Below are 13,080 nucleotides of genomic sequence, written 5' to 3'. Positions count from 1 at the left end.
CGAGCATGCTCGCGATGGTCTTGAACGATGACGCTGGCGGCCTGATGCCCCGCGGTGATCTTGCGTCCATCGCGAGCATGCTCGCTCCTACAGGTCATGCGTCACTCGCTCGAAACTTTCGCCGCCCTCGCGCAGTCAGCCTGTAAATGGGGCACTCGGACAGGAGGCGACATGGCGGCGATTCACATCGGAATTTCAGGCTGGCGTTATACGCCCTGGCGGGGGGATTTCTACCCAAAGGGGCTTACCCAGAAGCGTGAATTGCAGTTCGCCTCACGGGCCGTCAACAGTATCGAGATCAATGGATCGTTTTACGCCCTGCAACGCCCGGAGCGTTATGCCCAGTGGTATGACGAAACTCCGCGAGGCTTCATCTTCAGCGTCAAGGCCCCACGTTTCATCACGCACATCAAGCGTCTGCGTGACATCCACCTGCCCTTGGCCAACTTCTTCGCCTCCGGGGTACTGGAGCTCAAGGAAAAACTCGGCCCGTTCCTTTGGCAGTTCCCGCCCAACTTCAAGTTCGACCCCGAACTGTTTGAGCATTTTCTTGAACAACTGCCCCGCGACACCTCCGAGGCTGCGGCCCTCGCCCGCCAGCATGACGAGCACCTGCACGGCCAGGCCAGCACCCGGGCGTACAGGAAGAAGCCCCTACGCCATGCCGTGGAGATCCGCAACGACAGCTTCATCGACCCACAGTTCGTACGCTTGCTCAAGCGCTACAACGTCGCCCTGGTGGTCGCCGACACGGCCGGCAAATGGCCTTACCGTGAAGACATTACCAGCGACTTCGTCTATGTGCGCCTGCACGGAGCCGAGGAGCTCTATGCCAGTGGCTACACGCCAGAGGCCCTAAAACGCTGGGGCGATCGGATCGAGGCCTGGCACCACGGCCAGCAACCCTCGGACCCGCACCTGATCGCGCCCCGACAGAAACCAAAACCGCGCAAATCTCGCGACGTGTTCTGCTTTTTCGACAACGACGTCAAAGTGCATGCGCCTTACGACGCCCGCCATTTGCTCAAGCGGTTCGGCCTGGACAAGAACCTTGAGACCACGCCGGGCGAACCGGTGGCCGATGGGGTGCTTTCATGAGTGAATCCTTGCCGTTGAGCCCCCCGTACAGGGAACGCCAACCCCGCCGCCGGTGCATCGTTTCACGGTGCTGACCGTGAACACGCACAAGGGCTTCACGGCGCTCAATCGGCGTTTCATTCTGCCTGAGCTGCGTGAGGCCGTGCGCAGCGTGTCGGCCGACGTGGTGTTCCTGCAGGAGGTCCACGGCGCCCACGAACATCACCCCCAGCGCTACAGCAATTGGCCGGCGATGCCGCAATACGAGTTCCTCGCCGACACGCTCTGGCCGCAGTTTGCCTACGGGCGCAATGCGGTGTACCCGGCAGGCGATCACGGCAATGCGCTGCTGTCGAAATTCCAGATCATCCAGCATGACAACCTCGACGTGTCCATCAGCGGCCACGAGAACCGCGGCCTGCTGCATTGCGTGTTGCGCCTGCCGGGCGATGGTCCGCAGGTGCATGCGATCTGCGTTCACCTGGGACTGCGCGAAACCCATCGCAACGAACAGCTGAAACTGCTGGCCCGACTTCTCGACAAATTGCCCGCCGATGCTCCGGTGATCGTCGCCGGTGACTTCAATGACTGGCGCCAGCGTGCCGACGCATTACTCAAGCCGTGCGGCCTGCGCGAAGTATTCGCCGAGCACCACGGCAAACCGGCACGCAGTTTCCCGGCGCGCTTGCCTGCTTTGCGCCTGGACCGCATCTATGTGCGCAACCTCAAGGCCAGCCGCCCGCAAGTATTGTCAACGCGCCCCTGGTCGCACCTTTCCGACCACGCCCCCCTTTCGGTGGAGATCGAGTTATGAGCAGCGCCCCGTTGGAAGAGACCCGCGTGGAGCATGTGGCCATGGAGCCGGGCGTCCGAGCCCCCGGCGTGGTCGATGTCGAGTACGGTTGGCAAGGCAACAACCTGGTGAGGCTGCTGGAAAATGGCGAAGACTATTTTCCCCGGGTGTTCGAGGCGATGCGTGAAGCCAAGACCGAAATCCTCCTGGAAACCTTCATCGTGTTCGAGGACAAGGTCGGACACGAACTGCAGCAAGTGCTGATCGAGGCGGCGCAACGCGGCGTGCGCGTCACCGCAAACTTCGATGGTTTCGGCTGCGGAGAGTTGACCACCGGCTACCTGACCGCGTTGAGCCAGGCCGGCGTACACATCCAGATGTTCGACCCCGCACCCAAGCACCTGGGCTTTCGCACCAACTGGTTCCGCCGCCTGCATCGCAAGATCGTGGTAGTGGACGGCACGATTGCATTCATCGGCGGCATCAACTTTTCCGCTGACCACCTCGCTGATTTCGGGCCGGAGGCCAAGCAGGATTACTCCGTCGAAATCCAGGGACCGGCCGTGGCGGATATTCATCATTTCGCCCTGTTGCAAAGCGGCCGGCCGGCGCGCGCCAAATACTGGTGGCAACGGCGCCGGCAGCGGCGCTCAGAGTTGGCGATCAGCGACCACGATGGCCAGGTACGCCTCGTCTATCGCGATAACGGCGATCACAACACCGACATCGAAGAGGTTTACCGGCAGGTGTTGCGCACGGCCCAGCGCCGGGTGGTGATTGCCAACGCGTACTTTTTCCCCGGATACCGTTTGCTGCGCGAAATCCGCAACGCCGCCCGACGGGGCGTTGAGGTACGCCTGATCCTGCAAGGCCAGCCGGACATGCTGGTGGCCAAACTGGCGGCGCGCATGACCTATGACTACCTGCTCAAGGCCGGTGTGCAGATCCACGAATACTGTGAGCGCCCGCTGCACGGCAAAGTCGCGCTGGTCGACGAGGATTGGGCCACCGTCGGTTCGAGCAACCTCGACCCGCTGAGCCTGTCGATGAACCTGGAAGCCAACGTGCTGATCCGTGATCGGGTGTTCAACCAGGAATTGTTCGATCGCCTGGAAATCCTCAGTGAAAACCATTGCAAAGCCATGGATCCGGACAAGGCGCCGCGCGGACGAATCTGGCACATGACCGTGGGTTTCCTCGTGTTTCACTTCCTTCGCCATTTCCCGTCCTGGGCGGGGTGGCTGCCGGCGCACAAGCCACGTTTGAAACTGTTCACTCACGCCACCGGGGGCGATCGCCATGGAACGCACTGATACTCAATCGCCCACGCGCACTGACGGCCAACATTCATCACGCTGGACCAAGTGGAAAAAACCGCTGACGATGTTGTTCTTCCTGGCGCTGATCGTCCTGTTGACGATGCTGGCCCAGCGCATCGAATGGAACGAGGTGTTCGATACCCTCGCCGATTTCAAGGTGCGTACCCTGATCATCGCTGCCGGCCTGACGCTGCTGAGTTTCCTGACCTACGCCAGCTATGACCTGATCGGCCGCACCTACATCCGACAGGACCTGACCTGGAAGCAGATCCTGCCAGTGGGCATCATCAGCTACGCCTTCAACCTCAACCTCAGTGCCTGGGTCGGCGGCATCGCTATGCGTTTTCGCCTGTACTCGCGGCTTGGCGTGAGCAAGGGCAACATCGCGAAGATCCTCGGGCTTAGCCTGACGACAAACTGGTTCGGCTACATGCTCATCGCCGGTGCGGTGTTCAGCAGCGGCTTGGTACGCATGCCGCCAGGCTGGAAACTCAGCAGCGATGCATTGCAGGGTGTGGGCTTTTTACTGTTGCTGGTGAGCGCGGGATATCTGGCCGCATGCCGGTTTTCCAAGCGGCGCGAGTGGTCGATACGCGGCGTGGAGATCAACCTGCCATCGGTGCGCATGGCGATTCTGCAATTGGCGTTGGGAGCGCTCAACTGGTCGCTGATGGCGGCGGTGATCTTTACTCTGCTGCCGAGCAAACTGGATTACCCATTGGTGCTCGGGGTGTTGTTGATCAGTGCAATCGCCGGGGTCATTACGCACATTCCGGCGGGGCTTGGGGTGCTGGAGGCGGTTTTTGTCGCGCTGCTGCAACACGAAGCCTCGCGTGGCAGTCTGGTAGCGGGTTTGCTGGCGTATCGGGCGATTTACTTCATCCTGCCGTTGTTGATTACGTTGGTGATGTATCTGGTGGTGGAGGCCAAGGCGAAGTCGTTGCGCATTGCCAAGAAGCCTCAGTAATGGGTGTGACGGCAAGGACGCCTTCGCGGGCTTGCCCGCGAAGGCGCCAGTAAGGCCACCCCATCACTTCGACTGAATGATGCTCAACCGCTCCCCCACCACCATCTCGGTAATCCAGTCCACCAGGATCGAGGTGTAGGCCTGCTGCGAAACCGGTTCGCTCAACGCATGGTCGGCGCCGTCGATAATCCGGTGGGTCAACGAATGCGTCTGCTGGCATGCCGCGCGGTAACTCATGATTGTCGCGTGAGGCACGAAATCGTCGGTTTCGGATTCAACCAGCAAAACGTCCCCGGTGAACTGCGAACAGGCGTGCAATGCGCGGTTGCTGTCGGCGCGGACCAGGGTGCTGCGGTAATCACGCAGATCCTGTTTGTCCAGTTCACGCTTGGGCGTATGCCACTGCTCGTCGCGGTACAGCGCCGGCACCCGCAGCGCCAACCAGCGCACCGGACGCAATGACGTCAGGATCGACGCCAGATAACCGCCGTAACTGGTACCGACCACGGCAATCGCTGAAGTGTCCAGCGCCGGGTGCGCGAGCAATCGATCATACGCCGCCAGAAGATCGCGCAAATTATCCTCACGGGTGACGCGCGTCAGTGGAATGCCGGTGCCGCCGGTGTGCCCGCGCAAATCGAAGGTCAGGCACACACAGCCCAGGCCGGCAATGCCCTTGGCCCGTTCAAGATCACGCTCCTGGCTGCCGCCCCAACCGTGCACGAACAACACGCCGGGTACCTTGGACTTGGGACTCAGAAACGTCCCGCTCATCTGTTCGTCATCGATGTCGATTTGAATGCTTTCGCTTCTAGCCGTCATAGGATTGGACCGTTACATATTTGAGTAGGAACTCACTGTTCTGGGCCGGCCCGCGGTACACCTCGATGGCGTCCGCCGGCAGCGCGGTGTCGGTGTAGGTTTCCACCGAGGACACACGGATCGCACGCATTTGCGGGTCATTGATGAAACTCTGCAACGCCGCCACTTCCGCGCTGCTGGCACCGCCCATGCGCCAGGATTGTTCGAGCACACCACTGCGGCGCCTGCCGTTGGCGTCCAGGCCCTGGGCGATGTCGTAATTGCGTCGCGAAGCATAGAACGCGGGATACGCTTGATCCGCAGCACAGTCGAACACCTGGGCCTGATGGATGGCCAGCCGCACGTCGTCGGGCAGCTTCAGTTCCAGTAAATCATCGTAATCACCGCGCACCAAGATCAGGTTCGAACCGCCGTAGACCTCTTCGCCTTGAGCATCGCGGGTCAGGTATTGATCGCCGCAGTAGCTCAGCACGATGTCACCGAAAAAACTCTGCCCGACGCTATGAGTGACCACCTCAGACAGATCCTGCTCCAGCACCACGCCTTCAGTGAATAACGCCCGGGCCTCGGACCGAGCGAGGACCGCGTCGAACTCGTCCAGGCTCTTGATCACCTCTTGGCCACGTCCGGCGCAGGCATGAATGGGCTTCAGGCGAATCGGGCCGGCGTAGAGCAAGTGCTCCGCCGCTGATCGTGCATCGTCGAACGAAAACACGCTGAGCCCGTCGAGCACCACGCCGCGCACCCGCTCGGAAAACAACGGCGACCAACCCGGCGGGGCCAAGGCGTTCTTGTCGCGCAGGCCGTGGCTGATGGCCTTGGTGCAGATGAAATCATGTTCGACATAACCACCCCAGAGATCCTGGGGTCCCATGACCCCCAGTTGTCGGGCAATTGCAGCGCCCACCAGAGTCTGGGTCGGCAACAGGTAGAGGTCTCGCCCCTGATGGCGCTCGGGGTCGTAACTGCCGCCGTACTTGTAACCGAGGATCTGCGCCAGCCATCGAGCCAGTGCACGATTGGTCTCGACTTCGTGCTGTGGAGCATCGGGTCGCACGGAATGGGCGACTACCAGTTTCTTGCGGTTTGTTGGGGTCATGCGTCCCCCTTCAATCGGCGCTGGATGAATGTCATTGAAGGGGTGCAGAGATCAGGCCAATTGACCTTGTGAGGAAACGCCGTTGTAAATCAGGAGCTTTCGGGCGTGCTCCAGGACAGGCGCCGTTTTATTCTGCACGACGCCCCGTGCAAATTGCACGATTCTTGCCAGGTGCCATGCCCCCTGCAGGAGCGAGCTTGCTCGCGATTGCGTCGTGTCAGTCGGAAGATTTGCAGCTGACACACTGCTATCGCGAGCAAGCTCGCTCCTACAGTTCATCGGTTATCGACTGCCAAACCTCGACCGGTAATCACTCGGCGCCAAACCGGTGATTTTCCTGAATGTGGCACGAAATGCACTGGGGTCCTGATAGCCCACGGTCCAGGCAATGTGGTCGATGGTGCCGTTGGTGAACTCAAGCATCTCCCGGGCCTTGCCGACCCGCAGGTGTTGGCAGTATTCGGTGGGTTTGAGGCCGGTGGCCGCACGGAAACGACGCAGGAACGTGCGCTCTTCCAACCCCGCCCGCTCGGCCATCGCCGTCAGCGAGACATCAGTGGCACCGGTGCTCTGCAACCAATGCTGAACCTTCAGAATCGAGGCATCGCCATGGCTGAGGATCGGTGCAAAGTTACTGCCGCACTCACTGGCACTGTCGCTGTGCTCCACCACCAGGAAACGCGCGGTAGCGGTGGCAATGCTTGGCCCCATCAGACGGTCGACCAGGCGCAGCCCCAACTCGGACCACGCCATCAAGCCAGCAGTAGTAATCAGGTCGCCATCGTCGACAATGGGTGTATCGGCTTTGAGTTTGATGTCGGGGTAACGCTCGGCGAAGGACTTGGCGGAAGTCCAATGAGTGGTGGCACTACGCCCGTCGAGCAAGCCGCTTTCGGCCAACAGAATCGAGCCCACACACACGCCGCCGATGGTCGCGCCCCGGGCGTGTTGCTGACAAATCCAGTCCAGTAACGCCTGGGACGCCTGACCTTCGGAAAATCCGGCAATCGACGGCGGAATGAGCAATGCCACCAAACCGTCATCTGCCGCTGGATGGCTGTCGTAGCCCCGCCGAGGCGCCTGGTGCTCGTCAACCTGCCAATGGCTGACCCTCAATAGCGGTAGCTGCGCCGCCTGTTGGTCGGCGGCAATCCGGTTGGCGACGCCAAACAGGTCCGTCAACCCATGCACCGCCGCCATCTGCGCGCCAGGGTAAATCAGCACACCGAGTTCGGCGACTGGCCTTTGTGCGTCCATTGTCAGTTTTCCCCTTTCTATTGTCGGTGCCGCCAATCCTCGGATGGTCGGCCCGAGCCGATACTTCATTCCACACCCAATCCGCACTTAGAGGAAACAGCCATGGCCAAGCAAGCACTCATCGTAGTCGATATCCAAAACGACTACTTCCCACAAGGCAAGTGGCCGCTGGCCGGAGCAGACGCGGCGGCAGACAACGCAGCACGATTGATCGAGACGTTTCGCAGTGTTGGCGATTCGGTGGTACACATCCGCCACGAATTCACGTCCCATGAGGCCCCCTTCTTCACCCCCGGCTCCGAAGGCGCCCAGTTGCACCCCAAAGTCCTCAATCGCACCGACGAACCCGTCGTGCTCAAGCACTTCGTCAACTCGTTCCGCGAAACTGAACTCAAATCGATCCTCGACGAGCAGGGCATCAAGGAGCTGGTAGTGGTCGGCAGCATGAGCCACATGTGCATCGACGGCATCACCCGCGCCGCCGCCGACATGGGTTATGCAGTTACCGTGATTCACGATGCCTGCGCCTCCCGGGACCTGGAGTTCAACGGTGTGACGGTACCCGCCTCGCACGTGCACGCCGCCTTCATGGCTGCGCTGGGTTTTGCCTATGCCAAGGTCGTGTCTACAGACGAGTTCATCGCGGCCTGAACCCACCGCCCATAAAAAAACCCGCACCCTCTGTCCAGGTGCGGGTTTTTGATTCAGCTTGCCGCTTGAAGCTTGCGGCTTATAGCTGCCTCAGAACGGAATATCATCATCGAAGCTGTCGAAATCCGGAGCCGGTTGCGGGGCGGCCTGCTGAGGCGCAGGGCGCTGCTGCGGTGCCGACTGCTGCGGACGCGGAGCCTGCTGGCGTGGGGCCGATTGCTGGTAGTTGTTGCCACCGCCTTGTTGGTCGCCCTGTTGTGGACGGCCGCCCAGCAGTTGCATGGTGCCTTGCATGTCGACCACAATTTCGGTGGTGTAACGCTTGATGCCGTCTTTTTCCCACTCGCGGGTTTGCAGCTTGCCTTCGATGTAGACCTGCGAACCTTTGCGCAGGTATTCGCCGGCGATTTCAGCCACCTTGCCGAACATCGAAACACGGTGCCATTCAGTCTTTTCGACTTTCTGGCCGGTTTGCTTGTCGGTCCACTGTTCGCTGGTCGCCAGACTCAGGTTGGTCACGGCGTTACCGTTAGGCAGGTAGCGAACTTCGGGATCCTGGCCGCAAGTGCCGACCAATATGACTTTGTTAACCCCACGGGCCATAACGTTCTCCTAGGCTTCGCACGCTGTCGCGGCCGGGTTGTTCACCAGACGCTCGAGGGTAGTGCGATCCAATAGTTCGGTGTCCAATTTGATGTAAATCGCCGCCTCATCTGCAACGATCACTGCATCTGTTACCCCTACAACGGCCATCAGGCGCTCGACCAGACCCGCTTCGCGGATCGCCTCGGGCGACAACGGCAAGCGCAGGCTCGTCACGTAGGGAGGTTCGCGCATGGTAACAGCAAAGGCCAGCCAGATGGCAGCCAGGGCGGCGCATCCAAGGAACACAACCGACAGACCGCCGTGCTGGAACATCCAGCCGCCGAGTATCCCGCCCAGTGCCGATCCGAGGAACTGACTGGTGGAATAAACGCCCATCGCCGTACCCTTGCCACCCGCTGGTGAAACCTTGCTGATCAGCGATGGCAGCGAAGCTTCCAGCAAATTGAACGCGGTAAAGAACACCACCGTCCCGATCACAAGGGCCCGCAGGCTATCGCCGAACTGCCAGAAGAATAGCTCAGTGAGCATCAGCGTCAGCACCGCGCCCAACAAAACTCGTTTCATTTTGCGTTTCTTCTCGCCATAGATGATGAACGGGATCATGGCGAAGAATGAAATCAACAGCGCAGTCAGGTAGACCCACCAGTGCTGCTCCTTGGGCAGCCCGGCTTTTTCGACCAGGGCCAGGGGCAATGCGACGAAGCTCGACATCAACATCGCGTGCAACACAAAGATGCCCAGGTCCAGTCGCAGCAGGTCCGGGTGCTTGAGCGTCGGTATCAAGGCCTGGCGCGCGACGCCGGACTCCCGGTGCTGCAACGGCCCGCTGGCGCGCGGCACCATGAACGCGACGATCAGAATGCCCACCAGGGCCATGCCGCCGGTGGCGAGAAAAAGTCCGGACAAGCCGAATGCGCGGGTCAGCAACGGACCGACCACCATCGCGACGGCGAACGACAGGCCGATCGTCATCCCGATCATGGCCATGGCCTTGGTACGATGCTGTTCTCGGGTCAGGTCGGACAGCAGCGCCATCACGGCAGCGGAAATCGCCCCGGCACCCTGCAGGATGCGACCGGCGATCACGCCCCAGATCGAGTCGGCACTGGCGGCTAGCACGCTGCCCAGGGCAAAGACGATCAGGCCCAGGTAAATCACCGGGCGGCGACCGATGCGGTCGGATATGACCCCGAAAGGAATCTGAAAAATCGCCTGGGTCAGGCCGTAAGCGCCAATCGCCAGCCCGATAAGGGCCGGGGTCGCTCCCGCCAGATCCATGCCATAGGTCGCCAATACCGGCAACACCATGAACATGCCAAGCATACGGAAGGCGAACACGAGGGCCAGACCGCTTGCCGCGCGGGTCTCACTGCCACTCATGCGTTCGCTGTGGGGATCGTGCATGGAAAAACCTCGTGTGAACCGGCCGCGATTCTACCAGTCCCATCGAATGACAGGGTAAATCGCGACGCTTTGACGCGTTCCGCTGACAGACTCTTCATGAACGCGCATTATCCACTCGCTCCATAGTGTTTATCCATCCAGTATTTGCCCGTATACTCCACGTTTTCGACGCCCGCCGAGCGAGGCCACTTTGGACAAGATCCTGATTCGTGGGGCCCGAACCCACAACCTGAAGAACATCGACCTGACCCTGCCACGGGACAAACTGATCGTCATCACCGGCCTGTCCGGGTCCGGCAAGTCTTCCCTGGCATTCGACACGCTGTATGCCGAAGGCCAGCGCCGCTACGTCGAGTCGCTGTCGGCCTATGCCCGGCAGTTTTTGTCGATGATGGAAAAACCCGACGTCGACACCATCGAAGGCCTGTCGCCGGCCATCTCCATCGAACAGAAGTCGACCTCGCACAACCCGCGCTCGACCGTCGGCACCATCACCGAAATTTACGACTACCTGCGCCTGCTCTATGCACGGGTGGGCATTCCGCGTTGCCCGGACCACGATATTCCGCTCGAAGCGCAAACCGTCAGCCAAATGGTCGACCTGGTGCTCGCCCAGCCGGAAGGTAGCAAGCTGATGCTGCTGGCCCCGGTGATTCGCGAGCGTAAGGGCGAACACCTGTCGGTCTTCGAAGAGCTGCGCGCCCAGGGTTTCGTGCGTGCCCGGATCAACGGCAAGCTCTACGAGCTGGACGAAGCGCCCAAGCTCGACAAGCAGAAAAAACACACCATCGACGTGGTGGTCGACCGCTTCAAGGTCCGCGCCGACCTGCAGCAACGCCTGGCCGAATCCTTCGAGACGGCGCTGAAACTGGCGGATGGCATCGCACTGGTGGCACCGATGGATGACGAACCGGGCGAGGAGATCATCTTCTCCGCACGTTTCGCCTGCCCGATCTGCGGCCATGCCATCAGCGAGCTGGAACCCAAGCTGTTCTCCTTCAACAACCCGGCCGGCGCCTGCCCGACATGCGATGGTCTGGGGGTGAAGCAATTCTTCGACATCAAGCGACTGGTCAATGGTGATTTGACCCTGGCTGAAGGCGCTATTCGCGGCTGGGACAGGCGTAACGTCTACTATTTCCAGATGCTCGGATCGCTGGCTTCACACTACAAGTTCAGCCTGGAAGTGCCGTTCAACGAACTGCCGGCCGAGCAACAGAAAGTCATCCTCCACGGCAGCGGCTCGCAAAGCGTCGACTTCAAGTACCTGAACGACCGTGGCGACATCGTCAAACGCTCGCACCCGTTCGAAGGCATCGTTCCCAACCTGGAACGTCGCTATCGAGAAACCGAGTCGGCTTCCGTGCGCGAGGAACTGGCGAAGTTCCTCAGCACCCAGCCTTGCCCGGATTGCCGTGGCACCCGCCTGCGTCGCGAGGCGCGGCATGTATGGGTTGGCGAGAAGAACCTGCCGGCGGTCACCAATCTGCCAATCGGTGATGCCTGCGACTACTTCGGCGTACTGAAGCTCAGCGGGCGCCGTGGCGAGATTGCCGACAAGATCCTCAAGGAAATCCGCGAGCGCCTGCAATTCCTGGTCAACGTCGGCTTGGACTACCTGTCCCTGGACCGCAGCGCGGACACCCTGTCGGGCGGTGAAGCCCAGCGCATTCGCCTGGCGAGCCAGATAGGCGCCGGGCTTGTGGGTGTGTTGTACATCCTCGATGAACCATCGATCGGCCTGCATCAGCGCGACAACGACCGTTTGCTCGGTACGCTCAAGCACCTGCGCGACATCGGCAACACGGTGATAGTGGTCGAGCACGATGAAGATGCCATCCGCCTGGCGGACTATGTCGTGGATATCGGCCCGGGCGCTGGCGTACATGGCGGCAACATCGTTGCCGAAGGTACACCGAAGGAAGTGATGGCCCACCCGGATTCGCTGACGGGCAAGTACCTCTCGGGCCGCGTGAAAATCGAAGTACCGGCCAAGCGCACGCCGCGCAACAAGAAGCTGTCGCTTTCTCTGAAAGGGGCTCGCGGCAACAACTTGCGTAACGTCGACCTGGATATCCCGATTGGCCTGCTGACCTGCGTTACCGGGGTTTCCGGCTCCGGCAAGTCAACGTTGATCAACAACACGTTGTTCCCGTTGAGCGCCACCGCCCTTAACGGCGCCACCACGCTTGAAGCGGCCGCGCACGACAGCATCAAAGGACTGGAGCACCTGGACAAGGTCGTCGACATTGACCAAAGCCCAATCGGCCGCACGCCGCGCTCCAACCCGGCGACCTACACCGGGCTGTTCACACCGATTCGCGAGCTGTTCGCCGGGGTTCCGGAGTCCCGTTCGCGTGGTTACGGCCCGGGGCGCTTCTCCTTCAATGTCAAGGGGGGGCGCTGCGAAGCTTGTCAGGGAGATGGCCTGATCAAGGTTGAGATGCACTTCCTGCCGGACATCTACGTTCCGTGTGATGTCTGCAAGAGCAAGCGTTACAACCGCGAAACGCTGGAGATCAAATACAAGGGCAAGAGCATTCACGAAACCCTCGAGATGACCATCGAGGAAGCGCGGGAGTTCTTCGATGCCGTCCCAGCCCTGGCGCGCAAGCTCCAGACGCTGATGGACGTCGGCCTGTCGTACATCAAGCTGGGGCAGTCAGCGACCACGCTGTCCGGTGGTGAAGCGCAGCGAGTGAAGCTGTCCCGCGAGCTGTCCAAGCGCGATACCGGCAAGACCCTGTACATCCTCGACGAGCCGACCACCGGTTTGCACTTCGCGGATATTCAGCAACTGCTGGACGTGCTGCACCGTTTGCGCGACCACGGCAACACCGTGGTGGTAATCGAGCACAATCTGGACGTGATCAAGACCGCCGACTGGCTGGTGGACCTCGGGCCGGAAGGTGGTTCCAAAGGGGGGCAGATCATTGCCGTGGGTACCCCGGAAGAGGTTGCCGAGATGAAGCAGTCGCACACCGGCTTCTACCTCAAGCCGCTGTTGGAACGCGACAGGGCTTAGTCCTGCGCATGAAAAAGCCCCTGTCACGTTATCGGTGACAGGGGCTTTTTTGTAGCCGCT

11 protein-coding genes are annotated in these 13,080 nt (G+C 60.8%); 6 read left to right on the top strand and 5 right to left on the bottom strand.

The window, feature by feature from the left end:
• The first annotated feature begins 171 nt into the window (after window positions 1-171).
• The 4 genes from AB4N64_RS28035 to AB4N64_RS28020 are packed head-to-tail and all read left to right on the top strand — an operon-like array spanning window position 172 to window position 4,156.
• Window positions 172-1,098 (top strand): DUF72 domain-containing protein, encoded by a 927-nt coding sequence (locus AB4N64_RS28035; RefSeq protein WP_460120451.1) that lies wholly within the window; start codon window positions 172-174, stop codon window positions 1,096-1,098.
• A 52-nt stretch (window positions 1,099-1,150) separates the two neighbouring features.
• The gene (locus AB4N64_RS28030; RefSeq protein WP_460120449.1) at window positions 1,151-1,891 is read left to right on the top strand and encodes an endonuclease/exonuclease/phosphatase family protein; all 741 of its coding nucleotides are present in this window, start codon (window positions 1,151-1,153) and stop codon (window positions 1,889-1,891) included.
• Window positions 1,888-3,183: a cardiolipin synthase ClsB gene (gene clsB, locus AB4N64_RS28025; protein WP_460120447.1), complete on the top strand. Its 1,296-nt coding sequence runs from the start codon at window positions 1,888-1,890 to the stop codon at window positions 3,181-3,183. Before AB4N64_RS28030 ends, clsB begins: the two co-directional genes overlap by 4 nt.
• The gene (locus AB4N64_RS28020) at window positions 3,170-4,156 is read left to right on the top strand and encodes a lysylphosphatidylglycerol synthase domain-containing protein (RefSeq protein WP_460120445.1); all 987 of its coding nucleotides are present in this window, start codon (window positions 3,170-3,172) and stop codon (window positions 4,154-4,156) included. The genes clsB and AB4N64_RS28020 overlap by 14 nt, the downstream gene beginning before the upstream one ends.
• A gap of 63 nt (window positions 4,157-4,219) precedes the next feature.
• Here AB4N64_RS28020 and AB4N64_RS28015 read toward each other — a convergent pair whose 3' ends face one another.
• The 3 genes from AB4N64_RS28015 to AB4N64_RS28005 form a co-directional block, all read right to left on the bottom strand.
• Entirely contained in the window at window positions 4,220-4,978 is a 759-nt protein-coding gene (locus tag AB4N64_RS28015; RefSeq protein ID WP_460120443.1) for an alpha/beta hydrolase family protein, read from the bottom strand.
• The gene (locus tag AB4N64_RS28010) at window positions 4,968-6,077 is read right to left on the bottom strand and encodes a DUF3182 family protein (protein ID WP_460120441.1); all 1,110 of its coding nucleotides are present in this window, start codon (window positions 6,075-6,077) and stop codon (window positions 4,968-4,970) included. Before AB4N64_RS28010 ends, AB4N64_RS28015 begins: the two co-directional genes overlap by 11 nt.
• Window positions 6,078-6,359: 282 nt before the next feature.
• The gene (locus AB4N64_RS28005; protein ID WP_460120439.1) at window positions 6,360-7,334 is read right to left on the bottom strand and encodes a GlxA family transcriptional regulator; all 975 of its coding nucleotides are present in this window, start codon (window positions 7,332-7,334) and stop codon (window positions 6,360-6,362) included.
• 102 nt (window positions 7,335-7,436) lie between these two features.
• Between AB4N64_RS28005 and AB4N64_RS28000 the strand changes: the two genes are divergently transcribed.
• Window positions 7,437-7,985, top strand: coding sequence for a cysteine hydrolase family protein (locus AB4N64_RS28000; protein WP_460120437.1), 549 nt, complete (start codon window positions 7,437-7,439; stop codon window positions 7,983-7,985).
• 90 nt (window positions 7,986-8,075) lie between these two features.
• On the opposite strand, the gene AB4N64_RS27995 is transcribed toward AB4N64_RS28000, so the two are convergent.
• A complete protein-coding gene (locus AB4N64_RS27995; protein ID WP_110965122.1) occupies window positions 8,076-8,588 on the bottom strand; it encodes a single-stranded DNA-binding protein in 513 nt (170 codons plus the stop codon).
• Window positions 8,589-8,597: 9 nt separating this feature from the next.
• Window positions 8,598-9,995, bottom strand: coding sequence for an MFS transporter (locus tag AB4N64_RS27990; RefSeq protein WP_460120435.1), 1,398 nt, complete (start codon window positions 9,993-9,995; stop codon window positions 8,598-8,600).
• A gap of 190 nt (window positions 9,996-10,185) precedes the next feature.
• On the opposite strand from AB4N64_RS27990, the gene uvrA reads away from it, so the two are divergent.
• On the top strand, window positions 10,186-13,020 hold the full coding sequence (gene uvrA, locus AB4N64_RS27985; protein WP_460120433.1) for an excinuclease ABC subunit UvrA: 2,835 nt from the start codon (window positions 10,186-10,188) through the stop codon (window positions 13,018-13,020).
• Window positions 13,021-13,080: the final 60 nt, after the last annotated feature.

This window comes from Pseudomonas sp. S2_C03, from assembly GCF_054668405.1.
This window is presented reverse-complemented; position numbering and strand designations above follow the sequence as displayed.

Excerpts from the sequence above, each read along its gene's own strand:
- AB4N64_RS28035 (WP_460120451.1), top strand. The coding sequence starts at position 172 with ATGGCGGCGATTCACATCGGAATTTCAGGCTGGCGTTATACGCCCTGG.
- clsB (WP_460120447.1), top strand. The coding sequence starts at position 1,888 with ATGAGCAGCGCCCCGTTGGAAGAGACCCGCGTGGAGCATGTGGCCATG.
- AB4N64_RS28020 (WP_460120445.1), top strand. The coding sequence starts at position 3,170 with ATGGAACGCACTGATACTCAATCGCCCACGCGCACTGACGGCCAACAT.
- AB4N64_RS28015 (WP_460120443.1), bottom strand. The coding sequence starts at position 4,978 with ATGACGGCTAGAAGCGAAAGCATTCAAATCGACATCGATGACGAACAG.
- AB4N64_RS28010 (WP_460120441.1), bottom strand. The coding sequence starts at position 6,077 with ATGACCCCAACAAACCGCAAGAAACTGGTAGTCGCCCATTCCGTGCGA.
- AB4N64_RS28005 (WP_460120439.1), bottom strand. The coding sequence starts at position 7,334 with ATGGACGCACAAAGGCCAGTCGCCGAACTCGGTGTGCTGATTTACCCT.
- AB4N64_RS28000 (WP_460120437.1), top strand. The coding sequence starts at position 7,437 with ATGGCCAAGCAAGCACTCATCGTAGTCGATATCCAAAACGACTACTTC.
- AB4N64_RS27995 (WP_110965122.1), bottom strand. The coding sequence starts at position 8,588 with ATGGCCCGTGGGGTTAACAAAGTCATATTGGTCGGCACTTGCGGCCAG.
- AB4N64_RS27990 (WP_460120435.1), bottom strand. The coding sequence starts at position 9,995 with ATGCACGATCCCCACAGCGAACGCATGAGTGGCAGTGAGACCCGCGCG.